The organism is Saccharothrix sp. (genome assembly GCF_031180885.1).
Classification (GTDB): Bacteria; Actinomycetota; Actinomycetes; order Mycobacteriales; family Pseudonocardiaceae; genus Actinosynnema.
Genome location: NZ_JAPSLK010000001.1, coordinates 735,557 through 761,366 on the forward strand (window position 1 = coordinate 735,557; position 25,810 = coordinate 761,366).

Below are 25,810 nucleotides of genomic sequence, written 5' to 3' on the forward strand. Positions count from 1 at the left end.
GGCTCCCCGGCATGCAGAAGTGGGAGTACGCCACTGTCCCGCTGTTGATCCACGCCACCAAGGCGATCCTGGACCAGTGGGGCGAGGACGGCTGGGAGCTGGTCACCGTCCTGCCCAACCCCTCCGGTGAGCAGCACGTCGCCTACCTGAAGCGGCCCAAGGCATGAGCTGGCGGGACCGCCTGGCGGAGCTGGGCGTCGAGCTGCCGCCGGTCGCCGCGCCGGTCGCGGCCTACGTGCCGGCGGTGCGGTCCGGGAACCACGTGTACACGTCCGGCCAGCTGCCGTTCGTGTCCGGGGCGCTGGCCGCCACCGGCAAGGTCGGCGGGGACGTCAGCCCCGAGGAGGGCAAGGCGCACGCCCGGACCTGCGCGCTCAACGCGCTCGCCGCGATCGACGACCTGGTCGGGCTCGACAAGGTCGTCCGGGTGGTGAAGCTCACGGGTTTCGTGGCGTCCGCCGAGGGGTTCACCGGGCAGCCCGCCGTGATCAACGGCGCTTCGGAGCTGTTGGGTGAGATCTTCGGGGACGCGGGCAAGCACGCGCGCGCGGCGGTCGGCGTGGCCGAACTGCCGCTGGGCGCGCCGGTCGAGGTGGACCTGATCGTCGAAATCGGGGAGTGAGATGTCGGACACGTGCCACGAGCTGTTGCTGCGGCTGGCCGGCCGCCTGCCGGACGACGTGCTGTGGCGGTTCCGCGACTGGGCCGCGTCCGACGCCGTCGTGGTGCTGGCCCGCGCCCTGCCCCGCACGTTGCTGCACGACCGGATCGGGCTGACCGACCACGAGCAGCGCCTGCTCATCGACGCCCTTGTCCCGCACGGCGCCGATCTTTCGGCGATCAGTTCTGTCAAGGGACTGGACGAGGAGCCCGATCCCGGTTACACATTCACCCCGGAATCACCCGAACGGGTGCTGATGGGCGATTCCGCGACCGTAGTGCTCGGCGCGACCCTGCGCGGGCGCCCCGGGGTCGGCGAAGTCCGGTCCACGTGGCGCCGGGGTCCGGGCGGGGCCAGGAGGCTCATCCTGGTCACGGCCACCTCCGGGTACGCGCGCCTGGCCGGTGAACTCCAGCGGGTGCTGCGGGCGCTGGGCGAGCACGACCCCTGCGTGGAGGTCCTGCCCGCCGGAACGGACCTGCCGCCCTACCACCGGGCGGCGTTGGCGGCTTCGGAGCTGGTGTGCACCGGCGCCGAGGCCGACGGGCACCTGGTGCCCGTATAGACCCGTCGCAGCCGCGCGGGCCGGAAGGAGAGCAGGCGTGACGAACGACGGAGTGGGGCTTCCCGTCCGTTTACACGACCTCCTGTTGGCGTTGGCCGGACGCGTTGACGACGACGCGTTGACCTGGGCTCGGGAGCTGCTGGCGGTCGCCGAACTCGACCGCGCGGTCGAGCTGGTGGTGGGCTGCCTGCTGGCGGGGCGGATTCCGGTCTCCGTGGACGAGAGACGCGAGATCGGCTGGCTGCTCGGCGAGGTCCGCTCGGACGTCGCGCTGGCGGACCGGCTGTTCGCGGTCGAGCAGGTGCCCGTGCAGCGGCACCGGTTCACCGTCGAGTCGGACCCCGCGGACGGGCTGGCCGAGGTGCTGGGCAAGACCATGTCGGTGCTGCCGGACGTGCGCTCGGTGCGGGCCACGTGGCGGTCGACCCCGGCGGGTGCGGCGCCCGGACCGCTGCCGCAGCGGGTCGTGCTGGTCGACATCGGCCCGTCCGGGTTCGCGCCCGCGACGGCGTACCGGGTGGACGGCGTCCTGCGCCGGGCCGGGATCCGCGCGGTGGTCGAGGTGCTGACCGTGGGGACGCCGTTGGGCGAGTACCACGCGGCGGCGACGTCGACGGCCCGCGAGGTCTTCTTCCAGTCGGCCCCGGTGCCACCGCCCGCGGCGGCCGGGACCACGTGGTTCGACGGCGAGGTCCGGGACGGGGCACCGGTGGTCGAGCCGGAACCGGTGCCCGCGGAACCAGAACCCGGCTCCAAGTCGCGGCGCTCCCGCGCGGAGTCGTTCGAGGGCGCGCAGCCGTTCCCGCCGAAGCCGGTGAAGCGGCTGCCGGTGCGCGAGGTCGAGGAGCCGGTGGCCGACGCCCCCGAGCCGCCCGCGACCGCGATCGCCCCGGCACCCCCGATGACCCCGGTCGACCCGGCGCCACCGCTGCCACCGGTGTCGGCGACCCCGGTCGACGAGCCGACCCCACCCACCGACGACCGCCCGGAACTCCCGTCCCGACGCCCCGATCCGCTCCCCACCCGCGGCTCCCGCGCCGACAAGCGCAACCGCGTCGAGGAGCCGCCGGTGTCGCGGACCGAGGAGACGACGGAGCTGAACCCGGACGACCTGGCCGCCCTCCAGGCGGCCCTGGCCGACGGCAACGCCCCCGCGTCGGTCCACCTGCCGCCCACCGTGGACGCCAAGCTGAGCGACCGCGAGCGGGCCCTGTTGCAGCAGCTGCACGAGGAGCTGGCGCAACGGGAGCAGCAGTCGTGGCCGGGCAGCGGACCGGAGTACGTGAACGGCGTGCCGAAGCCGAACAACGGCAAGTACCCGGGCTGACCAGACGGACGCGACGCCGCCGGACCACTCAGGTGCTCCGGCGGCTTCACGCCTGAGATCGGTGCTCCAACGGCTTCACGCGTGGAACTGTCGGTGGGCCGTGCGACGATCGAGACGGGGCCGGAGGCCACGCCCGTCAGACGCCCGCTTTGCGGCGGGCTTCGTCGATGATGCGTTGGAGGTGCAGGCCGCGGCGCACGTCGCAGCGGTGGGTGGTGGTGCCGCTGTCGACCATCGCCACGAAGTCGTCCAGCAGGTTGGTGTAGCACTGCTGCGCGCCCGTCCCCCGGTCCACGAGCTGCCGGTACCCGTGCTCGCCGAACACGCTCACCTCGACCACCGGCGGCACCAGCGGCACGTTCATCGTCAGCGTCGCGGTGCTCGTCGCGCCGCCCTCGTGCGCCAGCGCCACCTGCCACAGGCCCGCGGCCGAGCGGTGCGCGCTGATGACCTCGGTGATCGTGCCCAGCGCAGCGTCGAGGATGTCGAACGCGTGCGGCCCGATGTCGTCGATCGGACCACGCTCGTGCCGCCACGGCGAGTTCGAGAACGGCCCGTCCAGCAGCGCGCCGGTCAGCCACCGGGCCGTGCCGCCGATCCACCCGCCGGTCTGCCGCAACTGCTCGAGCTGCTCCTCGGTCTCCGGCGCGAACCGCCGGGTCAGCACCACCAGGGACGCCACGCCGGCGTCGGACACCGCGTCCGCCAACCGGATCGCATCGTCCACAGTGGACGCGATGGGCTTCTCCAGGATGACGTGCTTGCCCAGTCCCGCCGCCTTGATCGCGATCTCCGCCTGCACCTCCGGCGGCACGGCGAACGCGACCGCGTCCACGCCGGCCAGCAGCTCGTCGGGATCGGCGGCCGCGGTAGCGCCGTACGACTCGGCCAACTCGGCGGCGGCCTCCGGGCGGCGGGCCCACACCGAGGTCAGGCGGGTTCCGGGGTGGTCGGCCAGGCCGGGCGCGTGCACGAGCTTCGCCCACGGTCCGGCTCCGACGAGTCCTACGCGCAACTGTTCGTCCACGACGCCCATACTTTCATCGGCCGCCTACGTAAGTCGAGGCGGGCACGAAGATCCGGCCGCTGTTGCCGAACCGCAGCTCGACGCCGTCCGCCTGCCGCACCACCTCCGGCTCGTGCCCCCAGCCCGCCGGGACCTCGACGACGTGCCCGTGGTCTTCCGATTTCCCGAGCCACACCTCGTACTCCGGCGCGCCGAGCAGGGTGCCGACCTCCTTGACCCAGACTCCCGGCTCACCCGGGTCGGCGCTGATCGTGTCGCGGCTGGGCAGGAAGGCGAGCACGGCCAGCACCGCCGTCATGCCGGTGCCGACCACCGCGCCCAGCACGAACAGCAGCACGTTGAGCAGGCAGCCCCTCTTCGCGGTGTCCACAGCGGATCATCCTCGTCGTAGGCTCGGGTCGTGCGCGAACTTCCCGAACAACTGGTCCTGCCGCCGGGCATGGTGCCCGACGTCGTCCCCGAGGTGCCGGTGACGCCGCGCGACGCCGCGACCGTCGTCCTGGTCCGCGACGCCGACACCGGGTTCGAGGTGTTCCTCCAGCGGCGGGTCCTGGGCATGGCGTTCGCGGGTGGGATGACCGTGTTCCCCGGTGGCGGTGTCGACCCGCGAGACGCCGACGCGTCCGTGGCGTGGACCGGTCCCGGCCCGGAGTGGTGGGCGGAGCGGTTCGCCTGTTCGACGGAACTCGCGCGCGCACTGGTGTGCGCGGCCGTGCGGGAGACGTTCGAGGAGTCCGGTGTGCTGCTGGCCGGGCTGTCGGCGGACACCGTCGTCGCGGACACGTCCGCCTACGCCGACGCGCGCGAGGCGCTGGTCAGGCGCGACCTGTCGTTCGCCGAGTTCCTGGCCCGGGAGGGGCTGGTGCTGCGCGCCGACCTGCTGCGGCCGTGGGCGAACTGGGTGACGCCCGCCGAGGAGCCCCGCCGGTACGACACGCGGTTCTTCGTCGCGGTGCTGCCGGGCGGGCAGAAGGCGGACGACGTCACATCGGAGGCTTCGGACGCGGGCTGGCAGCGGCCCGCGGAGGCGTTGGAGGATTGGCAGGAGGGCCGGCGGCTGCTGCTGCCGCCCACGTGGGTGACGTTGTCGGAGCTGGCCGAGTTCCCGGGGGTGGCGGACGTGCTGGCGGCGCCGCGCGAGGTGGAGAAGATCATCCCGAAGCTGGTGCGGGACGGCGACGTGGTCCGGGCGGTCGTGCGGTGACCCCGCCGTACGGGCAGTTGCGCGAGGTCACGCCGTTCGCGTCGGTCGTGCTCGCGGAGAACCCGGGCGTGATGACCCTTGAAGGCACGAACACGTGGCTGCTGCGCGCGCCGGGCGCGGAGTCGTGCGTGGTGGTCGACCCGGGTCCGCTGGACCGGGCGCACCTGGAGCGGGTGGCCTCGTTCGGGCCGGTCGACGTGGTCCTGCTGACCCACGGGCACCACGACCACTCGGAGGGGGCGGCGGAGTTCGGCCGGTTGGTCGGCGCGCCCGTGCGGGCCGGGAACCCGGCGCTGGGCTCCGCCATCGCGGGCGGGGAGGTGGTGGTCGGCGGCGGGCTGGAGATCCGGGTCGTGGCCACGCCCGGCCACACCGACGACTCGCTGAGCTTCCTGGTCGAGGACGCCGTGCTGACCGGCGACACCATCCTCGGGCGCGGCACCACCGTGCTGGACGGCAAGCTGCGGGACTACCTGGAGTCGCTCAAGGTCCTCGCCGACCTGCCGCCCGGGACGACCGTCCTGCCCGGCCACGGTCCCGAGCTGCCCGACGCGAGCACGGTCGCGCGGGCGTACCTCGCGCACCGGGAGGAGCGGTTGGCGCAGGTCCGGGCGGCGGTCGAGCGGCTCGGCGGCGAACCGACCGCGCGCGAGGTGGTCGAGGTCGTGTACGCGGACGTCGACCGGTCGCTGTGGCCGGCCGCAGAGTGGTCGGTGAACGCGCAGCTGGAGTACCTACGCGACGCCTGAGGGGTTGTCGATCACTGTGTTCGATGGCCGCGACTTCGTCGCGGCGGCGAGGCCGCCCTGGGGGTCGGCTTGTCGCGCCGCGTTTCCCGCCGATCGAAAAACGTGATCGGCGGGAAAGGCGGCGCGACAAGCCGACGGCGGCCTCGCGGTGAACGCGCAGCTGGAGTACCTACGCCACGCCTGACGGGTTGTCGATCACGTACCGCCAGCCGTCGGGGCCGCGACGGGCCACGTCGGTGGCGGTGCCGGTGATCTCGCCCAGCCGCCAGTCGACCACGAGCAGGGCGATGTCGCCGTTGACCAGGATCTTGCGCGGGCTCACCTCCATCTTGGCGTCGAGCTTGAGGTGCCCGTCGAGGACTTCGGGCTCGGCGCCGGGTTCGTAGAGGGACGACGGGTCGCCCTCGTTGAACAGCTTCGCGAACAGGGCGGGCAGTTCGTGCGGGGTCTGTGCGGGCATGGCATCGACGCTAGGGAGGCGTTTCGTGGCCAACCAAACGGTGAGTTACCTGGCGGTCGACCGGCCGACGCCGGAGTGCCCGGTCGAGATCACCTTGCACGCGCTGCGGGGGCGGTGGACGACGTTGGTGGTGCGGGAACTGCTCGGCGGTCCCCGCACCTACAGCGAGTTGGCGGCGGCGCTGGCCGTGTCGGACAAGGTGCTCACCGACCGGTTGGCGCAGTTGGTGGAATGCGGAGTGGTGGAGCGGTCGCGGGTGGCCGGGTGGCCGTCGCGGGTGAGCTATGCCCTGACCCCGCGCGGGCGGGCGTTGCGCGGGGTGCTGGACGCGCTGTGGAGTGGGGGTCAGTGGACCGTGCGTAGCGGCACGACCAGGTACTTCAGCTCGATGCCGTCGTCGGCCGGCGGCGCGGTCAGGACTGTCGACCGCAAGCCGTCCTGGATGCGCAGCTCCACCCGCCGGCCGCTGAACGCCTTGAGCGCGTCGGCCAGGTAGCGCGCCTGGAAGGTCTTGGTCACCCGGTTGCCCTCGGTGGTGGCCTTGACCGACTCCTCGGACTCGCCGGTCTGCGGGTCGCTGCCCCGGACGCGCAGCTCGGAATCCTCCACGTGCAGCGTCACGGACCCGTGCGGGCCGGAGTAGGGGGTTGCCCTCCTCACGGCGCCGGCCAGGGCGTCCGCCTCCACAACCACGGTGCTGTCGATGATGGCCTCCAGCAGTGTGCGGGCTCGGTCGTCGGGGAACGGGGCGGCCAGGAGCGCGGTGCTGACACTGCCGCCCGGCCAGGACAGGGCGATGCGATCTTCGTCGGCGTGGATGGTCACGACAGTGTGCTGGGGAAGGCGCGACACGTCAGCCATCAGGGCGGCCGGAGCCAGGACGTTCAGGGAACCTTCAGGCGACCACGGGACGGTCGCGTACGCCATCCGGTAGCGGTCCGTGGCGATCAGCTCGACGTGCCGGTCGGTGCCGGTCATCCGGATGCCGGTGAAGATCGGGAGGACGTCGTCCTTGGAGGTCGCGCTGGCCACCGGGACCAGGGCGGCTTCGAGGACGTCCGAGGGGATCGCGCCGGCCTTCGGGGGCAGCGGCGGGATGCCCGGGTGGGTGGCGAGGTCGAGCAGCGGGAGGGCGAAGCGGGCTGTGGTGGTGCGGATCGCCAGCCGGGAACCCTCGACGACCAGCCGGACCTGCGGGTCGTCCAGGCCGCGCAGGGTGTCGGCGAACGGCTTGGCGGGGACGAGCGCCGCGCCGTCGGTGTGCGTGGTGGCGGGCCGGTGCAGCCGCACGGCCCGCTCCCGGTCGCTGCCCGCGAGTTCCACCCCTGTCCCGTCGGCGCGCAGCACGAGGCCCGCGAGGACGGGATCGAGCACCTGGGTGGGCAGCAGGCGGGCCACCTCGGTGGCGGCGGCGGCCAGCTCGGTGGTGGTCGCGGTCAGGTCCATGTCGAGGACCGTATCCGCGACCACCGACAATTCCGGGCGGTCGGCTGAGGACACGAACGGGTGAACCCGGGTGGAGCGGCGGGTCAGCGCCCGACCAGGGCCAGCTCATCCTTGCTGGGCAGCGGCGCGCCGGCCGCCACCGTGCGGCGGAACGCCCACACCAGGGCCGCGATCAGCAGGCCCGCGCCGGCCGCCGCCACGAACGCCGTGCCGGTGCCGTGCGACTCGACGAGCTGACCGCTGAGCGACTGTCCGATCGCCAGCCCCACGGTCACCGCCGTCACGACCCACCCGAACGCCTCGGTGGCCGTGCCCGCCGGCGCGACCTGCTCGATCGCCTCCGAGTGGGTGGTGGCCTGCGGGGTGATCAGGGTGCCCACGACCAGCAGCGCCGCGCCCAAGCCGATCAGCGTCGTCGGGACCGCGAGCAGCAGCGACAGCAGCGCGAACCCGCCCAGCAGCACCGGCAGCCGCAGGTGCATGGCCCGCGGGAACGGGCGCATCGCGTACAGCACGCCGAACAGCACCGAGCTGACCGACCACAGGCTCAGCAGCAGACCGCCCAGGCCGACGTGACCGGCGTTGGCGGCGGCGGCCGGGACGGCGACCTCGATGAACCCGATCGTCACACCGAACCCGAGCGCCGCCAGCGCGACCGTCCGCATGCCCGGCGACGCCAGCGCGCCCAGCAGGCTGCGCTGCGCCGGCGACGGCCGCACGCCGCGCACGGTCGGGTTCAGGGCGAACCACAGCGCGCCGACGACCATGGACGCCGCGCCGACGACCACACCGGTGCCCGCCCACGGCGCCGCGACGAGCAGGCCGGACAGACCCGGTCCGAGGATGAAGAAGACCTCCATGCTGATCGCCTCGTAGGCGTACCCGGCCAGCCGCGCCGACCCCGGCGGCAGCATGTGCGCCCACAGCGCCCGCGACGCGGAACCCACCATCGGCTCGGTGAACCCGACCGCGAAGGCCAGCGGAACCAGGACCGCGAGCGCGGCGCCGGCCTCGACGGCCGTCACGGCGAGCGTCACGAACACCGCGAACAGGCTCACCGCGGTCAGCAGCGGCCGGGTGGGGCCGAGGCGGTCCATCAGCCTGCCCTGCACGATCGACCCGACCGCGACACCGACCAGGGACGTCGCGGACACCAGGCCCGCCGCCGCGAACGAGCCCGTCTCGCGCTGCACGTAGAGCAGCAGCGACAGGCCGACCATCGCGATGGGCAGCCGGGCGAGCAGCGACGCGACCACGGGGCCGCGCATGCCGGGGGTGGTCAGGGCGGTGCGGTAGTCGGAGAGGCGGGCAGAGTGGGACATGCGTACCAGTATGCAGGCTTTGGTACGCGCGTACCAGCTTTTTGCCGGTTAGGCCGGTCACCAGCGGGGCGAAGGTTGCGGTTCGGTCACAACAATGGGATGACCGGGTGAAACCATGCAACGGAACCGCTGAACAGCGGGTCCTTGAGGGTGAATCCGCTTGAGTTTCGGGGGGACTGCCGTGCGATCGTGGAACTTGCGCCCGCTGACCGGTTTTGGTCGAGGTCAGAGGGGGTAACCAGACCTCCTTCCGGTGCCAGAGGGTCGGGGCCTGCGGGTACCGGATGTGTGGAGAAGCGCGGACTGTCGGGGGATGGGCCGCGCACACGACAAGACCGGTGCGCCGCGTCGGGGGCGGCGCCCGGTCTTGTTGTGCTGTGCCTGATGGCGCGACTGGCGTCGCGCGGCTCGGGCCGTCTGAAAGTCGGCTCATCGCGCCGCGTTTCCCGCCGATCGAAAAGCGTGATCGCCGGGAAAGGCGACGCGACAAGCCGACGCGGCCCTCGCGGGTGAAGAGCCGCCCCGCGGGCGGCTCCGGGGAGCTGGCTGCCGGCGCGCGCCAGCTGGTGCGCCTACCTCGCCCGTCGCGCCAGGCGCTCGGGGTCCAGGATCAGGACGCTCTTGCCCTCCAGTCGGAGCCAGCCGCGGTGGGCGAAGTCGGCCAGGGCCTTGTTCACCGTCTCGCGCGACGCGCCCACGAACTGCGCGATCTCCTCCTGGGTCAGGTCGTGCGTGACCCGCAGCAGCCCCGCCTCCTGGCTGCCGAACCGCTGCGCCAGCTGGAGCAGGGCCTTCGCCACGCGGCCGGGCACGTCGGTGAAGATCAGGTCCGCCAGCATGGAGTTCGTCCGGCGCAGGCGGCGCGCCAGGGCGCGCAGCAGCTGCTCGGCGATCTCCGGCCGGTTCGTGATCCACTGCCGCAGCGCGGGCCGGTCCATGCTCACCGCGCGCACCTCGGTCACCGTCGTGGCGGTGGACGTGCGGGGGCCGGGGTCGAAGATCGACAGCTCGCCGAACATGTCGGACGGTCCGAAGATCCCCAGCAGGTTCTCCCGGCCGTCGGGCGACTTGCGGCCGATCTTCACCTTGCCGGACTGGATGATGTAGAGCCGGTCACCCGGCTCGCCTTCCGCGAAGATCACATGGCCACGCGGGAATTCAACGGACTCCAGCGTCTGCGCCAGTGCCTCCGCTGCCGCCGGTTCAACCCCTTGGAAGATGCCCGCGCGGGCCAGGGTCTCGTCCACCTCGTCCCTCCTGTCGACGCGACGGTCGAGTGCGTTCCGCCTTCTGGCGGATCGGCGCGCTGCCGTCGATCACTGAGTGCAGTCTAAGGGGTGTGTCGTGGATCGCCTCCCGGCGCGCCGTGCGACCAACCCCGGACAGCCCGATAAGGCCCGCCGGGTGTGCCCCGCGGGCCTCGCCGGTCCGTGCCGGCGCTAGCGGCGGGTGCGCCGCTGACGCAGGTTCCTGGCACGACCGCCCAGCCGGCGCAGCCGGAACAGCTCCAGCGCGCGGCCGATGCCGTGCCCGTAGAGCGCCCTGACCTCGTCGGGGCGCGCCGACTCCAGGAACTCCTCGACCTCGTCCTCCTGGACGGCGACGTGGCGGAGACGAGCTTCAACGCGCTCCATGAAGAGCGCGAAGAACATGATCACGATCGGAACGGCGATGACGAACCAGGCAGTCATGATGGCTCCGATCCTTGCGCATCCCCCGGGGCGCGCGTGCGAGGGGGTAACTTCGGCGTGTCGAGTCCGTCGTTGTATGAGGTGGACGTGCGCCCGGCCCCGCCGGTTGCGTCCCTCGTGCCTTCTGCTTGCCGACTACCCATGGTTGAGTTTGGCCAATCAAATGGTGCGCTCGCGATGCCGAGTCCGCCCGTCGAGCGCGCGGGTAGCCTTTTGGCCATGGCAGCGCGCGCGGTGACGAAGGTTGAGACTCCGCTTGGTCGTACGCGCAGGGCGCGCAAGATGGTTCGACTGCTGGAGACCGGGTACCCGGACGCCCATTGCGAGTTGGACTTCACCAACCCGTTGGAGTTGCTGGTCGCGGTCGTCCTGTCCGCCCAGACCACCGACGTCCGCGTGAACCAAGTCACACCCGCTCTGTTCCAGCGCTACCGCAAGGCCGCCGACTACGCCTCAGCCGACCGCACCGAGCTGGAGGAGTACATCCGCCCCACCGGCTTCTACCGGAACAAGGCCACCTCGTTGATCGGCCTCGGCTCCGCCCTGGTCGAACGGTTCGGCGGGGAGGTGCCCGGGAAGCTCGCCGACCTGGTCACGCTGCCCGGCGTCGGCCGCAAGACCGCCAACGTGGTGCTGGGCGACGCGTTCGGCGTGCCCGGGATCACCGTGGACACCCACTTCGGCCGGCTGGTCCGCCGCTGGGGCTGGACCGAGGAGGAGGACCCGGTCAAGGTCGAGCACGCGGTGGGCAAGCTCGTCGAGCGCCGCGACTGGACCCTCCTGTCGCACCGCACGATCTTCCACGGCCGCCGCGTCTGCCACGCCCGGACGCCCGCGTGCGGCGCGTGCTTCCTGGCGCCCCAGTGCCCCTCCTACGGCATCGGCCAGGTCGACCCGGTCAAGGCCGAGAAGCTGGTCAAGGGCGAGGAAGCCCCGCACCTGATCGCGCTGGCCGAACGGGTGCGGTCGGGGGAGAAGCCGGCGTGAGTCGGACAGCTCGCTGGGCGGTCGTCGTCCTGGTCCTCGTGGTCGCCGCCGTGGTGGCGCTGTGGCCGCGCGACGCCGAGCAGCCGGCCGACCGCCCGCAGACCGTCGCAGCCGAAGACCTCGGGCCGATGCGGGAGAAGGCGGCCCTGCCCCCGTGCCCGCGTGGCGAAGGCGGGCCGTCGGTGCTGCGCGGCGTCACGGCCACCTGCCTGGGTGACGGGCAGCCGGTCGACGTCGCCGCGGCCCTGCCCGGCAAGGCGCTCGTGAACTTCTGGGCCACCTGGTGCGTTCCCTGTCATGAGGAACTGCGGGTGCTGGACGCCTACGCGCGGCAGCCCGGCGCGGTGCCGGTGCTCACCGTGCTGGTGCAGAGCAAGGAGGGGGACGGGCTGGAACTGCTGACCAAGCTGGGGGTGCACCTGCCGGCGGTGTTCAGCGACGCGGACGCCGTGCGCCGGGCCCTGGGGTCGCCGCCGCACCTCCCCAAGAGCTACGTGGTGGGCGCGGACGGCTCGGTCGCCGAGGTGACCCGCTACCCCGTGCTCACCTCCGTGGACCAGGTGCGCGAGGTGGTCGGATGACCGCCCTGGTGTCGCCGGAGGACGTCCCGGAGTGGATGAGCGGGTTGGTCAAGGCCACCGCCGAGATCGACCACCGGGCGTTCACCCGGATCTCCCCGCCGCCGGACGGGACGGGCCGCGAGGCCGCCGTGCTGATGCTGTTCGGCGAGGGCCCCGACGGGCCGGACGTGCTGCTGCTGCGCCGCGCCGACACGCTCGGCTCGCACCCGGGTCAGGTCGCCTTCCCGGGCGGCGCGGCCGACCCGACCGACGACGGACCGGTGGACACGGCGCTGCGCGAGGCGTTCGAGGAGACCGGTGTGCTGCGCGAGGGCGTGCGGCCGGTGGCGACCCTGCCGAAGCTGTACGTGCCGGTGTCCGGGTTCGTGGTCACGCCGGTCCTGGCGCACTGGGACGAGCCGTCGCCGGTCGCCCCGGTGGACCCGGCGGAGACCGCGGCCGTGGCGCGGGTGCCGATCGCGCACCTCGCGGACCCGGCGAACCGGTTCCGGGTGACCCACTCGTCGGGGTTCGTCGGTCCGGCGTTCTCCGCGCCGGGCATGTTGGTGTGGGGGTTCACCGCGGGCCTGCTCAACGGCCTGCTCGCGCTCGGTGGCTGGGAAAGGCCGTGGGATGCCACCGATGTGCGCGACCTTGAGCTAGCGTTGCGCGCTACCTGACGGAGGGAAGGGCTGCGTGAACTGGGTAGACCTGCTGGTGCTGGCGCTGGCCGCCTTCGCGGCGGTCTCGGGTGCGCGGCAGGGCATGGTCGTCGCGCTGCCCGCGTTCGTGGGCGTCCTGGTGGGCCTGGTGCTGGGCACCCAGCTCGCGCCGCTGGTGGTGGCCCAGTTCGAGAACGTCGTGACCAAGGTCGTGTTCGCGGTCGGCATCGTGGTGCTGCTGGTCGCGCTGGGCGAGACGCTCGGCGTGTACGTGGGCCGGATGCTCAAGTCCCGGGTCAACTCCAGCCCGTTGCGGGGCGCGGACAACGCGCTGGGCGCGATCGTGCAGGGCGCGGTGGTGTTCGTGGTGGCGTGGATGATCGCGCTGCCGCTGACCATGGTCGCCGGGCTGCCGTCGCTGGCCAAGGCGCTCAACCAGTCGGTGATCCTGTCCACGGTCGACGACACCATGCCGCAGGCGGCCCGGACGTTGTCCGAGGACCTGCGCAACCTGTTCGACGTGTCCGGCTTCCCGGCCGCGATGAACCCGTTCGACCGGACCCCGCTGGCCGACGTCGGCCCGCCCGACCCGGCCCTGGCGGCCAACCCGGTCGTGCAACGGCTGCGCCCGTCGGTGTTGAAGGTCCGCGGTCGGGCGCCCTCGTGCTCGCGGGCGCTGGAGGGCACCGGCTTCGTGATCTCGCCCGAGCGGGTGATGACCAACGCCCACGTCGTCGCGGGCACCACCGAGGTGACGGTGGAGGTCGGGCGCGGGCAGTTCGACGCGACCGTCGTGCACTACGACGCCCAGACCGACATCGCGATCCTGGCGGTGCCGGACCTGGAGGCCACGCCGCTCCAGTTCCGCACCGACGAGATCAAGCAGGGCGAGGACGGGATAGTGCTCGGCTACCCGCTGGACGGCCCCTACACGGCGTCCGAGGCGCGGGTGCGGGAGCGGATCAGGATGCTGCGCGGGCCGGACATCTACGACGCCACCACGGTGACGCGGGACGTCTACACGATCCGGGCGAAGGTCCGCAGCGGCAACTCCGGCGGCCCGCTGGTGGACCCGCAGGGCCGGGTGATCGGCGTGGTGTTCGGCGCGGCGGTGGACGACCAGGAGACCGGGTTCGTCCTGACCGCGCAGGAAGTCGCGGACGAGGTCGCCAAGGCCCCGACCATGGTCCGTCGAGCCTCCACCCAAACCTGCGCTTCTTGAGCACAGGATCTCCACATGTGAGTGCTTGCCTGGGCGCATGGACGCCATCGGGTACATGGACCGGGCAGCCGCCTTGGACGACGCCCGCGCCTACAAGCTGAGGCTGCTGGACGCACTGGACGTGCGGCGGCGGCACACCGTGCTGGACGTGGGCTGCGGCCCCGGTACGGACCTGCTGGACCTCGCCGCGACCGGTGCGGAGTGGGTGATCGGCATCGACGCCGACCCGTTGATGGTCGCCGAGGCCCGGCACCGGACCGAGGAGTACCCGGCCGTCGCCGTGCACCTGGGGGACGCGCGCACGATGCCTGTGGCCGACAAGATGGTCGACCGGGCGCGGGTGGACCGGGTGCTGCACTACGTCCCCGACCCGGAGAACGTGTTCGCCGAGCTGCGGCGGGTGGTGAAGGACGACGGTGTGGTCGTGGTCGCGCAGCCGGACTGGGACACGATCACCGTCGACCCCGGTGACGTGCGCGCCAACCGGAAGGTCCGCGAGTTCGTGTGCGACCACGTGGTCACCAACGCGACCGTGGGGCGGCGGGTGGTGCGACTGGCCGAGGACGCCGGGTTCACCGTGGACCTGCGGATCACGACCCCGGTGCTCCGCGACTTTGCCGACGCCGACGACATCCTGGGCCTGAGCCGCAACGCCGAACGGGCCGTGCGCGCCGGTCAGCTCGACGCCGACGAGGCCGCGAGCTGGTTGCACGACCTGGCAGTCGGGCGGTTCTTGGCGACCTTCATGCTGTTCACGGCTGTACTGCGGCCAGGAACCCGCTGATCAGCCCGTTGGTGGTGTTCGGCGCCTCCTGGTGCGGGAAGTGGCCGACCTCGGGCAGGCTGCGGAACTGCGAGCCCGCGCCGACCCAGCGGCCCGAGTCGACCGCCGTGGACTCCAGCATCACCGGGTCCAGCGCGCCGTGCACCTGCAACACCGGCACGTCCAGCCGCCGGTCGACCGCCTCGGCGAACCGCCGCCCGTCGCCGCGCAACTGGGAGCGCACCGCCCACCGGTAGTACTCCATCGCGGAGTGCGCGACACCGGGCACCAGCGCCGCTTCCCGGTTGCGCCGCACCACCTCGTCGAACTCCGGCGACACCGTCCACTTCGGACCGGACCACGCGGTCAGCAGCCGGGCGACCGCCGCGCCGCCGTCGGCGGTGAGCCACCGCTCCGGGTACACCGGCAGTTGGAACCGGAACACGTGCCCGCTGGCCCGGCCCTGCCCGCGCGGGTACCGGCGGATCGCGTGGCGCAGCGCCAGCGGGTGCGGTGCGGCGATCGTGGTGACCGAGTCGACCAGCCGCTGGTGCATCGCCGCGACCGTCCACGCGAGCATCCCGCCCCACGCGTGCCCGATCAGGTGCGCCCGGGACGCGCCGAGCGCCTTCACCAGGCCCGCGACGTCGCCGGCGAGGGTGAACCCGTCGTAGCCGCGCGGCGGTTTGTCCGAGTCGCCGTAGCCGCGCAGGTCCACCGCGACCGCCCGGTACCCGGCCTCGGCCAGGGCCACGAGCTGGTGCCGCCAGGTCCACCAGAACTCCGGGAACCCGTGCAGCAGCAGGACGAGCGGACCGTCGCCCAGTTCGGCCACGTGCAGGCGGATGCCGTTGGCGGACACGTCCCGGTGGGCCCAGGGTCCGGCGACCCGGGCGGTGGACGGGTCCGGCGGCAACCGCACGGCCCGGCTCAGGACCCGTCGCCGCGGTTGCGGAGGGCCGCGACGGTGTCCTTGGCCGACGCGATGGTCCGCTTCGGCACCTTGAGCTTGCGCACCTTGCGGTACCCCAGGAACCCGAACGCGACCGCGGTGAGGAACATGACGCCGAACGTGATCAGGAACGACCAGCCCAGCCCCAGCCCGAACAGGTCGTTCAGGCCGAAGCCCAGCGCCATGAACAGGAAGAACATGGCGAACGCCAGCACGGTGAGCGCCAGGACGAAGAAGACGCTGCCCTTGAGGCCCTTCTTCACCTCGCCGGCGATCTCCGACTTGGCCAGCTCCACCTCGGCCCTGACCAGCGTGGACAGGTGCGCGGTGGCGTCGCGGACCAACCCGCCGATGGACGTTTCCTCCGCGATCTTCGCCGCGCTCTCCGCGGTCAACGGGATCGACGGAACAGGTGGCAGCCCGCTGCCGTTGGTGTTCTCCCGAGCGCTGGTCACGAAGCTCATCGTGCCATGCACGCCAGGAGCCGGCCGCCCGACCGGCCGATCTACACCTCTTCGTCCAACTGCTGGTGCACCCGACTGCGCCGGATCAACAAAAGCGCCGCGAGGAGAGAAGCCGCCATGGAAGCCAACAGCACCGCGGCTTTCGCCTGTTCGGCCGCTGCACCGTCGAGCGCCAGATCGGAGATCAACAGGCTGACGGTGAACCCGACACCGCCGAGCATCGCCACCGCGGTGATGTCCCGCCACCCTGCACCGTTGGGCCAGACCGCCGCCTTGAACACCACGGCCAAAGCGGACGCCCCGACGATCCCGACCAGCTTGCCCACCACCAGCCCGAGCATCACACCGAGCGCCAACTTGTCCGAGAACAGCGCGCCCAACGCCTCCCCGTTCACCGGCACCCCCGCCGCGAACAGCGCGAACACCGGCACCGCCACCCCGGCCGACCACGGCTGCAACCGGTGCTCCAGCCGCAGCGCGGGCGCCTCGTGCTCGTAGTGGTCCTTGCGCACGCGGGTCAGCAGGGCCAGCGCCACACCGGCGATGGTCGCGTGCACGCCCGCCTCGTGCACCGCGACCCACGTCCCGATCGCGAGCGGCACGTACAGGAACGGCGAGGTGACCCGCTTGTGCTGGAGGAACGCGTACAACCCCAGCAGCGCGACCGCCACCAGCGCCGCCACCACGTTGAACGTCGCGGTGAACAGCACGGCGATGAGGATGATCGCGCCCAGGTCGTCCACCACGGCCAGGCTCAGCAGGAACAGCCGAAGGCTGCTCGGCAGCCCGGACGCGGTGATCGCCAGCACCCCCAGCGCGAACGCGATGTCCGTCGCCACCGGGATGGCCCAAGCCCGCTCGATGCCCGGCTCACCCCACCCGACCGCGAGCGCGATCACCGCGGGCACCACCATGCCACCGACCGCCGCCACGACGGGCAGGACCGCGGCCTTGACGTTGTTCAGCTCGCCGATCACCAGTTCGCGCTTGAGTTCCAGCCCGGCGACGAAGAAGAAGATCGCGAGCAGCCCGTCCTTCGCCCAGTCGCCGAGGCTCAGGCTCAGGTGCAGCGACTCCGGTCCGATGTGGAGGTCCCGCAACGCCTCGTACGCCCCGCTGAACGGGGAGTTGGCCCACAGCAGCGCGACGGCGGTCGCGGCGAGCAGGATCATGCCGCCGACGGTCTCGGTGCGCAGGAAGCGCGCGAACTCGGTGACGACTTGGCGCTTGCGGTTCATCGGGAACTCCGGGCGATCGGCTCAATGGACATACTCGTGCCGACCAGACTTCCCGGCTCACCAGTGCGAAACCTTAACACGAACGTGGGTAACGCCAACGAACGGAAGGGCCCCCGCCGCGGCAGGAGCTGTGTTGGATGGCCGCGACTTCGTCGCGGCGGCGAGGCCGCCCTGAGGGTCGGCTTGTCGCGCCGCGTTTCCGACGATCGAAAGGCGTGATCGTCGGAAAGGCGACGCGACAAGCCGACGGCGGCCTCGCGGGTCAGTCCTCCGAAGCGCCCGACTTCAGGCCGCTGGAGATGAGGTCCATCACCGACGAGTCGGCCAGCGTGGTGACGTCGCCGATCGCCCGGTTCTCCGCCACGTCGCGCAGCAGCCGGCGCATGATCTTGCCGGAGCGGGTCTTCGGCAGTTCCGGCACGACCATGATCTGCCGCGGCTTCGCGATCGGGCCGATCTCCTTGGCCACGTGCTCGCGCAGCGCCTTGATCGCCTCCGCGCCGGACGCCTCGTCGGCCACCCCGCCGCGCAGGATGACGAACGCGACGATGCCCTGGCCGGTGGTCGGGTCGGTCGCGCCGACGACCGCCGCCTCCGCCACGGTCGGGTGCGAGACCAGCGCGGACTCGACCTCGGTGGTGGAGATCCGGTGCCCGGACACGTTCATCACGTCGTCCACCCGGCCCAGCAGCCAGATGTCGCCGTCGTTGTCGTACTTCGCCCCGTCGCCGGCGAAGTAGAAGCCTTGCTCGCCGAAGCGCGACCAGTAGGTCTCGCGGTAGCGCTCCTCGTCGCCCCAGATGCCGCGCAGCATCGACGGCCACGGCTCGTCCAGCACCAGGTAGCCGCCACCGCCGTGGGGCACCTCGTTGCCCTGGTCGTCGACGACCTTCGCGCCGATGCCGGGCAGCGGGCGCTGCGCCGAACCGGGCTTGGTGGAGGTCGCGCCGGGCAGCGGCGAGATCATGATCGCGCCGGTCTCGGTCTGCCACCAGGTGTCCACGATCGGGGTCCGGCCCGCGCCGACGTTCTCCCGGTACCAGATCCACGCCTCGGGGTTGATCGGCTCGCCGACGCTGCCCAGCACGCGCAGCGACGACAGGTCGTACTTGGCCGGGATGTCCGCGCCCCACTTCATGAACGTGCGGATCAGCGTGGGCGCGGTGTAGTAGATGGAGACGCCGTACTTCTGCACGATCTCCCAGTGCCGGCCCTCGTGCGGGGTGTTCGGCGTGCCCTCGTAGACGACCTGCGTGACGCGGTTGGACAGCGGGCCGTAGACGATGTAGCTGTGGCCGGTGACCCAGCCGATGTCGGCGGTGCACCAGTAGACGTCGGTGTCCGGCTTGAGGTCGAACACGTTGTAGTGCGTGTAGGACGCCTGCGTCAGGTAACCGCCGGACGTGTGCAGGATGCCCTTGGGGCGGCCCGTGGTGCCCGACGTGTACAGGATGAACAGCGGGTGCTCGGAGTCGAACGCCTCCGGCGTGTGCTGGTCGGACTGCTTCTCGACCAGGTCGTGCCACCAGACGTCGCGGCCCTCGGTCCACTCGACGTCGGTGTTGGTCCGCTTGACCACCAGGACGTGCTCGACGCTCGCCGCGTTGGCCACGGCCTCGTCCACGGCGGGCTTGAGCGCGGCCGGGTTGCCGCGGCGGTACTGGCCGTCGGTGGTGATCACCAGCTTGGCCTGCGAGTCCTCGATGCGGGTGCGCAGCGCCTCGGCGGAGAAGCCACCGAACACCACGCTGTGCAGCGCGCCCAGGCGGGCGCAGGCCAGCATGGAGAAGATCGCCTCCGGGACCATCGGCATGTAGATGGCGACCCGGTCCTCGGCGCCGACACCCAGCTCGGTCAGCGCGTTGGCCGCCTTGGACACCTCGCGCTGGAGTTCGGCGTAGGTGATGGCGCGGCTGTCGCCGGGCTCGCCCTCCCAGTGGATGGCGACCTGGTCGCCGTGGCCGGACTCGACGTGCCGGTCGACGCAGTTGTAGGCGACGTTGAGCTTGCCGCCCACGAACCACTTGGCGAACGGGGCGTTCGACCAGTCCAGGACCTGCGTCCACTTGGTGTCCCAGCTCAGCCGCTCCGCCTGCTTCGCCCAGAACGCCTCGCGGTCGGCCTTCGCCTCCTCGTACAGCGCGGCGGTGGCGTTCGCCTGCGCGGCGAACTCCGGGCTGGGCGGGAACGTCCGGTTCTCGGTGAGCAGGTTGTCCAGGGCCGGTCCCTGGGCTTGCGGCTGGGTCATGTGGGCGGACCTCCTGAATCCGAGGGGTGCGCACTGAAGGTAGTGCGATTCAGCTCACTGCGCACCCAAAAGGTTCAGACCAATTTCGACGGGTTCGAAACGTGTTGGCAACTGTGTAACCCGCGTCCGGCCCGCTGACCACGGTGGATCCGCTGAACGACACATCAATTGCGACCAACGGCACAAGCCGTGACCCGCGTCACGCGCTCAGGCGCGCCTTCGCGGCCGGCCACTCGGCGGCGGTCATCGAGTAGACGACGGTGTCGCGCAGGGTGCCGTCCGGACGGATCCGGTGCACTCGCAGCAGGCCCTCGCGCGTCGCGCCGAGCCGTTCGATGGCCCGCTGCGACCGCTCGTTGCGGGCGTCGGTGTGCCAGCCGACGCGGTGTGCGCCCAGGTCCTCGAACGCCCTGGTCAGGAGCAGGAGCTTGGCGTTGCGGTTGAGGGCGGTGCGCTGCCAGCGGGTGCCGATCCACGTGTAGCCGATGTAGAGGCCGCGGTGCTTGGGGTCGATCTCGTAGTACGAGGTGGTGCCCGCGACCTCCTCGGTCTTGGGGTCGATCTGCGCCCACGCGCGCCGGGTCGGGTCGTTGATCGCGGCGGCGACCATCTCCCGGGCCTCTTGGACGCTTCGCGGTTGGCGGACGCTGAGCCAGCGCCAGATCTCCGGGTCCTTGCCGGCTTCCAGCAGGCCTTCGGCGTGGTGCAGACCCAGGGGTTCGAGGCGGACGTGCTCGCCGGTCAGCGTGGGACGGTCGTACCAGGTCATGCTCCGGACCTTAAGCGGTCCAGTGGCTATGTTACATGGCCAATTCTCAGCGTTTTCAGATAGCCACTTACCGGCGGGTAGTGTTCTCCGGCGTGACCGATCCGCTCGCCCCGCTGCTGGACCTGCCCGGCGTGCCCGAGGCCGTCCAGACCGCCCGCGAAGCCGTCTTCCAGGTGCACCGGCACCGGGTGAACCTGCGCGGTTGGGCCACCACCGCCGCCGAGGCCTCCGTCCGCGCCGCCCGCGCCTCGGCCGCGCTGGACGGCGGTCCCACCGAGATCCCGTCCGACGGGTCGGTGACGGACCCCGTGCTGGCGGGCGCGTTGCGGGTGGCCGAGTCGCTGGGGACGATCCTGCCGACGTGGCAGCGCGCGCCGTTGCAGGCGCTGGCGAAGCTGCACGTCCTGGCCGGTGCGGACCTGGGCGCGGAGCTTGGTCGGCCTCGCGTGGCTCCCGGCATCTCGGAGCGCTTGGACCTGCTGGCGTCGCTGGTGACGGGCGGAACCTCCGTGCCCGGCCCGCTCGTGGTGGCCGTGGTGCACGGCGAGCTGATGTCGCTGGCCCCGTTCCCGACGGCCAACGGCGTGGTCGCACGCGCGGCCTCACGCCTGACCTCGATCGCCACGGGCTTGGACCCCAAGTCCTTGGGCGTGCCCGAGGTCTACTGCGTGCGCCGCCAAACCGAGTACTCGGCGGCCCTGCACGGTTTCTCGACCGGCGAGCCCGAGGGTGTGGCGAAGTGGATCACGTTCTGGTGCTCCGCTTTGGAAGCGGGCGCCCGCGAGGCGCGCAGCATCGCGGACGCCGCAGCGTCCTAGAGCAGTTCCTTCAGGGTGGAGGCGGCGCGCTCCGCCTCCTCGAACGTGTTGTAGAGCGGGGCGAAGCCGAACCGGAGCACGTCCGGCGCGCGGAAGTCGCCGATGACGTTGCGCTCGATCAGCGCGTCCATCAGCGCGCCCGCCTTCGGGTGGCGCAGGGAGACCTGCTGGCCGCGCCACTCGTCGGTCGGCGTCAGGACCTCGATGCCGGGCAAGTCCCGGACCAGGTCCATGAAGTGCGCGGTCAGTGCCAGACCCTTGGCCCGGACGTCCTGCAGGTCGACGTGGTCCCACACGTCCAGCGCCGCGTCGAGGGCCAGCATCGACAGGATGTCCGGGGTCCCCACGCGGGCCCGGGACACGCCGGGGTCCGGGATGTAGTCGGGCTGCATCGCGAACGGCACCTGGTGGCCCGTCCACCCGGTCAGCGGCTGGTGGAAACCGGGCTGCGCCTTGGTCGGCACGTAGATGAACGCGGGCGAGCCGGGGCCGCCGTTGAGGAACTTGTACGTGCAGCCCACGGCGAGGTCCACGCCCAGCGCGTCCAGCTCGATCGGCAGCACGCCGGCGCTGTGGCAGAGGTCCCACACGACCTTCGCGCCCACCGCGTGCGCCTGCTCGGTCAACGCGGCCATGTCGTACAGCCTGCCGGTCCGGTAGTCGACGTGGTTGAGCAGCACGACCGCCGTGGTGTCGCGCAGGTCCAGCCGGTCCGGGTCGGCGGGGCGCAGGGCCAGACCGGTCAGCTCCGCCACGGACTGCGCGATGTAGCCGTCCGTGGGGAACGTGCCCGCGTCCACGACGATCTCGGACCGGTCGGTGCTGCGGACCGCCGCCATCAGCGCCTTGAACAGGTTCACGCTGGTCGAGTCGCACACGACGACCTGCCCGGCCGACGCGCCGACCAGTCGCCCGACCCGGTTGCCGACCCGTTCGGGCGTCTCCCACCAGCCTTCCGACCAGCTCCGGATGAGCCGCGAACCCCACTGGTGCTTGACGACCTCCTGAACGCGTTCGGCGACGTTCTTCGGTGGTGCGCCGAGCGAGTTGCCGTCGAGGTAGACGACGTCGTCGTCCAGGTCGAACAGGTCGCGCACATGCGCCAACGGGTCTCGGTTCACACGTAGCTCCTCGCGGTCCACAGTTCCGGGAAGATCGAGCGTTGCGTGCGCTTCTCCAGCCACGCAACCCCCGCCGAGCCGCCGGTGCCGACCTTCGAGCCCATCGAGCGGCGGGTGGCGAGCAGGTGGTCGTAGCGCCAGCGGGCGAACTCCTCGGCGATGTCGGTCAACGCCTCGCCCAGCTCCAACAGGTCCCGCGACCCGGACCGGTAGACCTCGGCCCACACCTGCTCGACCTGGGCGTTGGGCTGGTAGGGCTCGCTGAAGTCGCGGCCGAGCACTTCGGCGGGGATGTCCAGGCCCTGGCGGTGCAGGGCGGCGAGGACGTCGTCGTACAGGCTCGGTTCGGCGAGCAGGGCTTCGAGCGCGTCGTGCTGGGCGGGCACCGCGCGGTGCGGGACGAGCATCGACCGGGACTTCTCGCCGAGCAGGAACTCCACCTCGCGGTAGCGGCCGGACTGGAAGCCGGAGCCTTCGCCGAGCGCGTCGCGGAAGGCGTTGAACTCACCGGGGGTCATCCGCGCGATCGGCCGCCACGCGGCGTTGAGCGCCTGCATGTGCAGGTCGCTGCGGTGCAACGTGCGCACAGCCGCCCGCAGGTCGTCGGCCCGCAGCTCCTTCTGCGCCTGCCGCCACTCGAAGCAGAGGAGGCCGAAGTACAGCTCCATGACCTGGGTGATCACCAGGAACGACATCTCGCGCGGGTCCTTGGACCACTGCTGTTGCAGCGAGTGCAGCACGGAGGCGTGCACGTAGTCCTCGTAGGGCGTTGTGCCGCCGAAGTCCAGTTTGGGTGCGACCGGGCAGTCCATGTGCTTCATGATGGTCGCGCGGACGGGTGATCTGAATGGGCGTTGACCTGGTGTTTCGGGTCATTCTCTTGTGGTTGTGAACGCTTGGGCGGTTTAGGTTTACGTTCGTGAGCACCGAGTTGGATCGCGTGGATTGGGCCCTGCTGGAAGCGCTCCAGGAGGACGCCAGGCTGTCGTACAACGAACTGGCCCGCCGCGTGCACGTGTCACCCCCGACTGTGGCCCAACGCGTCCGCCGCCTGGAGAACGCCGGCGTCATCACCGGCTACCGCGCGACCGTTGATCCCATCGCGGTCGGAAAGACGGTCGTGGCCCTGGTCCGCATGAAGTGCTACGGCCCACGCTGCATCACGGTGCACCCGGAACTGCTGGACGACTGCCCCGAGGTGGTGGAGGTGGTGCGCTTGACGGGCGACATCTGCTCGGTGGTCAAGGTCGCGACCACGTCGATCACCGACCTGGAACGCCTACTGGTCCGCCTCTCCGGCTACGGCGAAACCTCCTCCGCAATGGTCCTCTCAACCCCAATCCCCTGGCGCCCCATCACCGCCTGACCCACCCGCACTCGATCACCGCCTGACCCTCACACCCGGAATCACCGCCTGACCCTCCGCCCCGATCACCGCCCGAGCCTTCGAAGTCGATCTTGTCGGTGGTCCGTGGGACAATGGAAGCGGGGGCCGGAGGCCGCGCCCCAGCGCGGCAGTCATCGCGAAACCGCAGGTCAGAGACGCAAATGCACGCGCCAAAGATCCCAGGCGATGGGCTGAGCGATGCCGGGTCCGGAAGGCGTGCGGTCTAGCGAGCGGTGAGCAAGGTCAGGGCTTGGCGGACGTAGCCTTGCGCCTTTTCCAGCGCCTCCGCCGCCTGGGCGATCGGCACGCCGGACAGCAGGTGCACGAGCGCCACCTTCAGGTCGCCGCCCGCGTCGGCCAGCGCCGTCGTGCACTCGGTCTCCGCCAGCCCGGTCGCCTCGCGCAGGATCCGGACCGTCCGCCCGCGCAGCTTCGCGTTGGTGGCCCGCATCGACACCATCAGGTTCGAGTACGTCCGCCCCAACCGCACCATCACCGCCGTCGAGAACGACGTGAGCACCAGCTTCTGCGACGTCCCCGCCTTCATCCGGGTCGACCCGGCGATCGCCTCCGGACCCGTGTCCACGGTGATCAGCACGTCGACGTCCACCCGCGGCGCGCTCGGGTTGTTGGACACCAGCACCGTGCGCGCGCCCAGCGTCCGGGCCTCGTTGAGCGCGGCCACCACGAACGGCGTCCGGCCGGAGGCGGTCACGCCCAGCACCACGTCACCGGCCACCGCGTGCCGCCGGATCTGCGCGGCGCCGCCGGCGGCCTCGTCCTCGACGTCCTCCACGGCCTTGACCAGCGCTTCCGGCCCGCCGGCGTGGTGGGCGACGAACCAGTCCGGCGGCGCGTTGAACGTCGGCACGATCTCGGCCGCGTCCAGCGTCGCCAGCCGGCCGGACGTGCCCGCGCCCACGTAGTGCACGCGGTGGCCGGTGCGCAGGGCGTTCACCGCGAGGTCGGCGGCCTGGGCCAACTCCGGCAGCACGGCCTCGACCGCGTCCGGCACCCGGTGGTCCTCGGCGTTGATCAGTCGCAGCACGTCGAGCGTGGACAGCCGGTCGATGTCCAGCGTCCGCGGGTTGCGGGTCTCCGTCGGCGACTCGACCCGGACCGCGACCCCCTGCCGGGGCGGGGTCATTTACCGGTCTCCCGGCGCCGCCTGCCGTCCGGCCGGGCGCCCAGGCGGTGCCCCGACACCGCGTCGTAGGTCGCCTCCAACGCCGTCTTGGCGGTCTCGACGTGCTTCTGGGCGACGCCGATGAACAGGCAGTCGATGACGGTCAGTTGCGCGATCCGGCTCGCCATCGCACCCGAGCGGAACGTGGTCTCGCGGGCGGCGGTGGTCAGGACGTGGTCGGCGACCTCGCTGATCGGCGAGCGCGGGAAGTTCGTCAGCGCCACCGTGGTCGCGCCGTGCTCCTTGGCGACCCGCAGCGCCTCGACGGTCTCCGCGGTGGACCCGGTGTGCGAGATGCCGACCGCGACGTCGCCGGCGTTGAGCACGGCGGCCGAGGTGAGCGCGATGTGGGTGTCGTTCCACGCGAAGCAGGTGCGGCCGATGCGGTGCAGCTTCTGCTGGAGGTCGAACGCGACGAACGCGCTGGCCCCGAACCCGTAGACGTCCACCCGGCCCGCGCCCGCGACCGCCTCGACGACCGCCTGGAGGGTCTCGACGTTGAGCTGCTCCGCGGTCTCCTCGACCGCGCGGGCGTCGGCGAACGCGACCTTGCCGACGACCTGGCGCAGGTCGTCGCCGGGGCCGATGTCGCCGCCGAGGTCCCGATCCGTGCGGGCGGCCGTGCGGGCGGTGTCGGCGGCCAGCGCGATGCGCAGTTCCGGGTAGCCGCCGACACCGATGGCCTTGCAGAAGCGGGTCACGGTCGTCTCGCTGGTGCCCGCCGCCTCGGCGACCTCGGTGATGCTGCGGTGGGCGACGGTCGCCGGGTTGTCCAGCACGACCTTCGCCACCCGCTGCTCCGCGCGGGCGAGGCCGGGGAGCAGGGACCGGATCCGGACGAGAGGACTGGCGTCGGTGCTTTCGGTGGACACGTGGGAAACTTACTAACCGTCCAACGGAAAATCAACGGAGGGTGTGCGACCGTCACCCCAACCGTGACGCAATGCCACCTGGTGGACGTCGCGGTTGCGCCGAAAGCCC

Annotated in this window: 29 protein-coding genes and 1 pseudogene; 14 read left to right on the forward strand and 16 right to left on the reverse strand. The window is 71.7% G+C overall.

Annotated elements, in window-relative coordinates; all coding sequences use genetic code 11:
* Positions 1-11 precede the first annotated feature (11 nt).
* From RIN75_RS03715 to RIN75_RS03730, 4 genes are all read left to right on the forward strand, one after another.
* Positions 12-167, forward strand: a complete 156-nt coding sequence (locus tag RIN75_RS03715; RefSeq protein WP_121223613.1) for a DUF4177 domain-containing protein — start codon at positions 12-14, stop codon at positions 165-167.
* On the forward strand, positions 164-622 hold the full coding sequence (locus RIN75_RS03720) for a RidA family protein (RefSeq protein WP_309110299.1): 459 nt from the start codon (positions 164-166) through the stop codon (positions 620-622). Before RIN75_RS03715 ends, RIN75_RS03720 begins: the two co-directional genes overlap by 4 nt.
* Before the next feature lies 1 nt (position 623).
* A complete protein-coding gene (locus RIN75_RS03725) occupies positions 624-1,226 on the forward strand; it encodes a hypothetical protein (protein WP_309110300.1) in 603 nt (200 codons plus the stop codon).
* Between the two features lie 91 nt (positions 1,227-1,317).
* Positions 1,318-2,553, forward strand: a complete 1,236-nt coding sequence (locus RIN75_RS03730) for a hypothetical protein (RefSeq protein ID WP_309110301.1) — start codon at positions 1,318-1,320, stop codon at positions 2,551-2,553.
* Positions 2,554-2,689: 136 nt separating this feature from the next.
* Here the strand turns inward: RIN75_RS03730 and RIN75_RS03735 are convergent, their stop codons facing one another.
* A complete protein-coding gene (locus RIN75_RS03735; protein ID WP_309110302.1) occupies positions 2,690-3,589 on the reverse strand; it encodes a Gfo/Idh/MocA family oxidoreductase in 900 nt (299 codons plus the stop codon).
* A 4-nt stretch (positions 3,590-3,593) separates the two neighbouring features.
* Positions 3,594-3,950 carry a hypothetical protein gene (locus tag RIN75_RS03740; protein WP_309110303.1) on the reverse strand — a complete coding sequence of 119 codons (357 nt, stop codon included), beginning with the start codon at positions 3,948-3,950 and terminating at the stop codon, positions 3,594-3,596.
* Between the two features lie 69 nt (positions 3,951-4,019).
* On the opposite strand from RIN75_RS03740, the gene RIN75_RS03745 reads away from it, so the two are divergent.
* Positions 4,020-4,784, forward strand: a complete 765-nt coding sequence (locus tag RIN75_RS03745) for an NUDIX domain-containing protein (protein ID WP_309110436.1) — start codon at positions 4,020-4,022, stop codon at positions 4,782-4,784.
* On the forward strand, positions 4,781-5,533 hold the full coding sequence (locus RIN75_RS03750; RefSeq protein ID WP_309110304.1) for an MBL fold metallo-hydrolase: 753 nt from the start codon (positions 4,781-4,783) through the stop codon (positions 5,531-5,533). The genes RIN75_RS03745 and RIN75_RS03750 overlap by 4 nt, the downstream gene beginning before the upstream one ends.
* Before the next feature lie 169 nt (positions 5,534-5,702).
* On the opposite strand, the gene RIN75_RS03755 is transcribed toward RIN75_RS03750, so the two are convergent.
* A complete protein-coding gene (locus tag RIN75_RS03755; RefSeq protein WP_309110305.1) occupies positions 5,703-5,993 on the reverse strand; it encodes a hypothetical protein in 291 nt (96 codons plus the stop codon).
* Here RIN75_RS03755 and RIN75_RS03760 point away from each other — a divergent pair.
* Positions 5,992-6,321: pseudogene (locus RIN75_RS03760) on the forward strand (winged helix-turn-helix transcriptional regulator); the annotation flags it as partial. The gene RIN75_RS03755 and the pseudogene RIN75_RS03760 sit on opposite strands and share 2 nt — an antisense overlap.
* 17 nt (positions 6,322-6,338) lie before the next feature.
* On the opposite strand, the gene dnaN reads toward RIN75_RS03760, so the two are convergent.
* The 4 genes from dnaN to RIN75_RS03780 all read right to left on the reverse strand — a co-directional run bounded on the left by dnaN (position 6,339) and on the right by RIN75_RS03780 (position 10,452).
* On the reverse strand, positions 6,339-7,439 hold the full coding sequence (dnaN, locus tag RIN75_RS03765; protein WP_309110306.1) for a DNA polymerase III subunit beta: 1,101 nt from the start codon (positions 7,437-7,439) through the stop codon (positions 6,339-6,341).
* Between the two features lie 83 nt (positions 7,440-7,522).
* Positions 7,523-8,761, reverse strand: coding sequence for an MFS transporter (locus RIN75_RS03770; protein WP_309110307.1), 1,239 nt, complete (start codon positions 8,759-8,761; stop codon positions 7,523-7,525).
* A 572-nt stretch (positions 8,762-9,333) separates the two neighbouring features.
* The gene (locus RIN75_RS03775) at positions 9,334-10,008 is read right to left on the reverse strand and encodes a Crp/Fnr family transcriptional regulator (protein WP_015097742.1); all 675 of its coding nucleotides are present in this window, start codon (positions 10,006-10,008) and stop codon (positions 9,334-9,336) included.
* Between the two features lie 192 nt (positions 10,009-10,200).
* On the reverse strand, positions 10,201-10,452 hold the full coding sequence (locus RIN75_RS03780) for a hypothetical protein (protein ID WP_015097743.1): 252 nt from the start codon (positions 10,450-10,452) through the stop codon (positions 10,201-10,203).
* Between the two features lie 219 nt (positions 10,453-10,671).
* On the opposite strand from RIN75_RS03780, the gene nth reads away from it, so the two are divergent.
* The 5 genes from nth to RIN75_RS03805 are packed head-to-tail and all read left to right on the forward strand — an operon-like array spanning position 10,672 to position 14,667.
* Entirely contained in the window at positions 10,672-11,439 is a 768-nt protein-coding gene (nth, locus tag RIN75_RS03785; protein ID WP_309110308.1) for an endonuclease III, read from the forward strand.
* The gene (locus RIN75_RS03790) at positions 11,436-12,020 is read left to right on the forward strand and encodes a TlpA disulfide reductase family protein (protein ID WP_309110309.1); all 585 of its coding nucleotides are present in this window, start codon (positions 11,436-11,438) and stop codon (positions 12,018-12,020) included. The genes nth and RIN75_RS03790 overlap by 4 nt, the downstream gene beginning before the upstream one ends.
* Positions 12,017-12,679 (forward strand): CoA pyrophosphatase, encoded by a 663-nt coding sequence (locus RIN75_RS03795; protein WP_309110310.1) that lies wholly within the window; start codon positions 12,017-12,019, stop codon positions 12,677-12,679. The genes RIN75_RS03790 and RIN75_RS03795 overlap by 4 nt, the downstream gene beginning before the upstream one ends.
* A gap of 16 nt (positions 12,680-12,695) precedes the next feature.
* Positions 12,696-13,883, forward strand: a complete 1,188-nt coding sequence (locus tag RIN75_RS03800; RefSeq protein WP_309110311.1) for a MarP family serine protease — start codon at positions 12,696-12,698, stop codon at positions 13,881-13,883.
* 37 nt (positions 13,884-13,920) lie between these two features.
* On the forward strand, positions 13,921-14,667 hold the full coding sequence (locus RIN75_RS03805) for a methyltransferase domain-containing protein (protein ID WP_309110312.1): 747 nt from the start codon (positions 13,921-13,923) through the stop codon (positions 14,665-14,667).
* Here RIN75_RS03805 and RIN75_RS03810 read toward each other — a convergent pair.
* The 5 genes from RIN75_RS03810 to RIN75_RS03830 form a co-directional block, all read right to left on the reverse strand.
* Positions 14,636-15,568 (reverse strand): alpha/beta hydrolase, encoded by a 933-nt coding sequence (locus RIN75_RS03810; RefSeq protein ID WP_309110313.1) that lies wholly within the window; start codon positions 15,566-15,568, stop codon positions 14,636-14,638. The two genes, RIN75_RS03805 and RIN75_RS03810, sit on opposite strands and share 32 nt — an antisense overlap.
* A gap of 8 nt (positions 15,569-15,576) precedes the next feature.
* Positions 15,577-16,062: a phage holin family protein gene (locus tag RIN75_RS03815; protein ID WP_309110314.1), complete on the reverse strand. Its 486-nt coding sequence runs from the start codon at positions 16,060-16,062 to the stop codon at positions 15,577-15,579.
* A gap of 41 nt (positions 16,063-16,103) precedes the next feature.
* Positions 16,104-17,300, reverse strand: coding sequence for a Na+/H+ antiporter NhaA (gene nhaA / locus RIN75_RS03820; RefSeq protein WP_309110315.1), 1,197 nt, complete (start codon positions 17,298-17,300; stop codon positions 16,104-16,106).
* A 262-nt stretch (positions 17,301-17,562) separates the two neighbouring features.
* Positions 17,563-19,548, reverse strand: a complete 1,986-nt coding sequence (gene acs / locus RIN75_RS03825; protein ID WP_309110316.1) for an acetate--CoA ligase — start codon at positions 19,546-19,548, stop codon at positions 17,563-17,565.
* A 199-nt stretch (positions 19,549-19,747) separates the two neighbouring features.
* Positions 19,748-20,317, reverse strand: coding sequence for a GNAT family protein (locus tag RIN75_RS03830; protein ID WP_309110317.1), 570 nt, complete (start codon positions 20,315-20,317; stop codon positions 19,748-19,750).
* 92 nt (positions 20,318-20,409) lie between these two features.
* Here RIN75_RS03830 and RIN75_RS03835 point away from each other — a divergent pair, with 92 nt between their 5' ends.
* Positions 20,410-21,135, forward strand: a complete 726-nt coding sequence (locus RIN75_RS03835) for an oxidoreductase (RefSeq protein WP_309110318.1) — start codon at positions 20,410-20,412, stop codon at positions 21,133-21,135.
* On the opposite strand, the gene kynU is transcribed toward RIN75_RS03835, so the two are convergent.
* Positions 21,132-22,256, reverse strand: a complete 1,125-nt coding sequence (kynU, locus tag RIN75_RS03840) for a kynureninase (protein ID WP_309110319.1) — start codon at positions 22,254-22,256, stop codon at positions 21,132-21,134. The two genes, RIN75_RS03835 and kynU, sit on opposite strands and share 4 nt — an antisense overlap.
* A complete protein-coding gene (locus tag RIN75_RS03845; protein ID WP_309110320.1) occupies positions 22,253-23,068 on the reverse strand; it encodes a tryptophan 2,3-dioxygenase family protein in 816 nt (271 codons plus the stop codon). Before RIN75_RS03845 ends, kynU begins: the two co-directional genes overlap by 4 nt.
* A 107-nt stretch (positions 23,069-23,175) precedes the next feature.
* Here RIN75_RS03845 and RIN75_RS03850 point away from each other — a divergent pair, with 107 nt between their 5' ends.
* Positions 23,176-23,622, forward strand: coding sequence for an Lrp/AsnC family transcriptional regulator (locus RIN75_RS03850; RefSeq protein ID WP_309110321.1), 447 nt, complete (start codon positions 23,176-23,178; stop codon positions 23,620-23,622).
* A 244-nt stretch (positions 23,623-23,866) separates the two neighbouring features.
* On the opposite strand, the gene murQ is transcribed toward RIN75_RS03850, so the two are convergent.
* On the reverse strand, positions 23,867-24,790 hold the full coding sequence (gene murQ / locus RIN75_RS03855) for an N-acetylmuramic acid 6-phosphate etherase (RefSeq protein WP_309110322.1): 924 nt from the start codon (positions 24,788-24,790) through the stop codon (positions 23,867-23,869).
* Positions 24,787-25,701, reverse strand: coding sequence for a MurR/RpiR family transcriptional regulator (locus tag RIN75_RS03860; protein WP_309110323.1), 915 nt, complete (start codon positions 25,699-25,701; stop codon positions 24,787-24,789). The genes murQ and RIN75_RS03860 overlap by 4 nt, the downstream gene beginning before the upstream one ends.
* Positions 25,702-25,810: the final 109 nt, after the last annotated feature.

Bases quoted from the DNA above. Each gene is read 5' to 3' on its own strand.
- RIN75_RS03755 (WP_309110305.1), bottom strand. From the start codon at position 5,993: ATGCCCGCACAGACCCCGCACGAACTGCCCGCCCTGTTCGCGAAGCTG.
- RIN75_RS03780 (WP_015097743.1), bottom strand. From the start codon at position 10,452: ATGACTGCCTGGTTCGTCATCGCCGTTCCGATCGTGATCATGTTCTTC.
- murQ (WP_309110322.1), bottom strand. From the start codon at position 24,790: ATGACCCCGCCCCGGCAGGGGGTCGCGGTCCGGGTCGAGTCGCCGACG.
- RIN75_RS03795 (WP_309110310.1), top strand. From the start codon at position 12,017: ATGACCGCCCTGGTGTCGCCGGAGGACGTCCCGGAGTGGATGAGCGGG.
- RIN75_RS03715 (WP_121223613.1), top strand. From the start codon at position 12: ATGCAGAAGTGGGAGTACGCCACTGTCCCGCTGTTGATCCACGCCACC.
- RIN75_RS03805 (WP_309110312.1), top strand. From the start codon at position 13,921: ATGGACGCCATCGGGTACATGGACCGGGCAGCCGCCTTGGACGACGCC.
- RIN75_RS03830 (WP_309110317.1), bottom strand. From the start codon at position 20,317: ATGACCTGGTACGACCGTCCCACGCTGACCGGCGAGCACGTCCGCCTC.
- dnaN (WP_309110306.1), bottom strand. From the start codon at position 7,439: ATGGACCTGACCGCGACCACCACCGAGCTGGCCGCCGCCGCCACCGAG.
- RIN75_RS03745 (WP_309110436.1), top strand. From the start codon at position 4,020: ATGGTGCCCGACGTCGTCCCCGAGGTGCCGGTGACGCCGCGCGACGCC.
- RIN75_RS03735 (WP_309110302.1), bottom strand. From the start codon at position 3,589: ATGGGCGTCGTGGACGAACAGTTGCGCGTAGGACTCGTCGGAGCCGGA.
- acs (WP_309110316.1), bottom strand. From the start codon at position 19,548: ATGACCCAGCCGCAAGCCCAGGGACCGGCCCTGGACAACCTGCTCACC.
- RIN75_RS03845 (WP_309110320.1), bottom strand. From the start codon at position 23,068: ATGGACTGCCCGGTCGCACCCAAACTGGACTTCGGCGGCACAACGCCC.
- RIN75_RS03720 (WP_309110299.1), top strand. From the start codon at position 164: ATGAGCTGGCGGGACCGCCTGGCGGAGCTGGGCGTCGAGCTGCCGCCG.
- nth (WP_309110308.1), top strand. From the start codon at position 10,672: ATGGCAGCGCGCGCGGTGACGAAGGTTGAGACTCCGCTTGGTCGTACG.
- RIN75_RS03815 (WP_309110314.1), bottom strand. From the start codon at position 16,062: ATGAGCTTCGTGACCAGCGCTCGGGAGAACACCAACGGCAGCGGGCTG.
- nhaA (WP_309110315.1), bottom strand. From the start codon at position 17,300: ATGAACCGCAAGCGCCAAGTCGTCACCGAGTTCGCGCGCTTCCTGCGC.
- RIN75_RS03725 (WP_309110300.1), top strand. From the start codon at position 624: ATGTCGGACACGTGCCACGAGCTGTTGCTGCGGCTGGCCGGCCGCCTG.
- RIN75_RS03770 (WP_309110307.1), bottom strand. From the start codon at position 8,761: ATGTCCCACTCTGCCCGCCTCTCCGACTACCGCACCGCCCTGACCACC.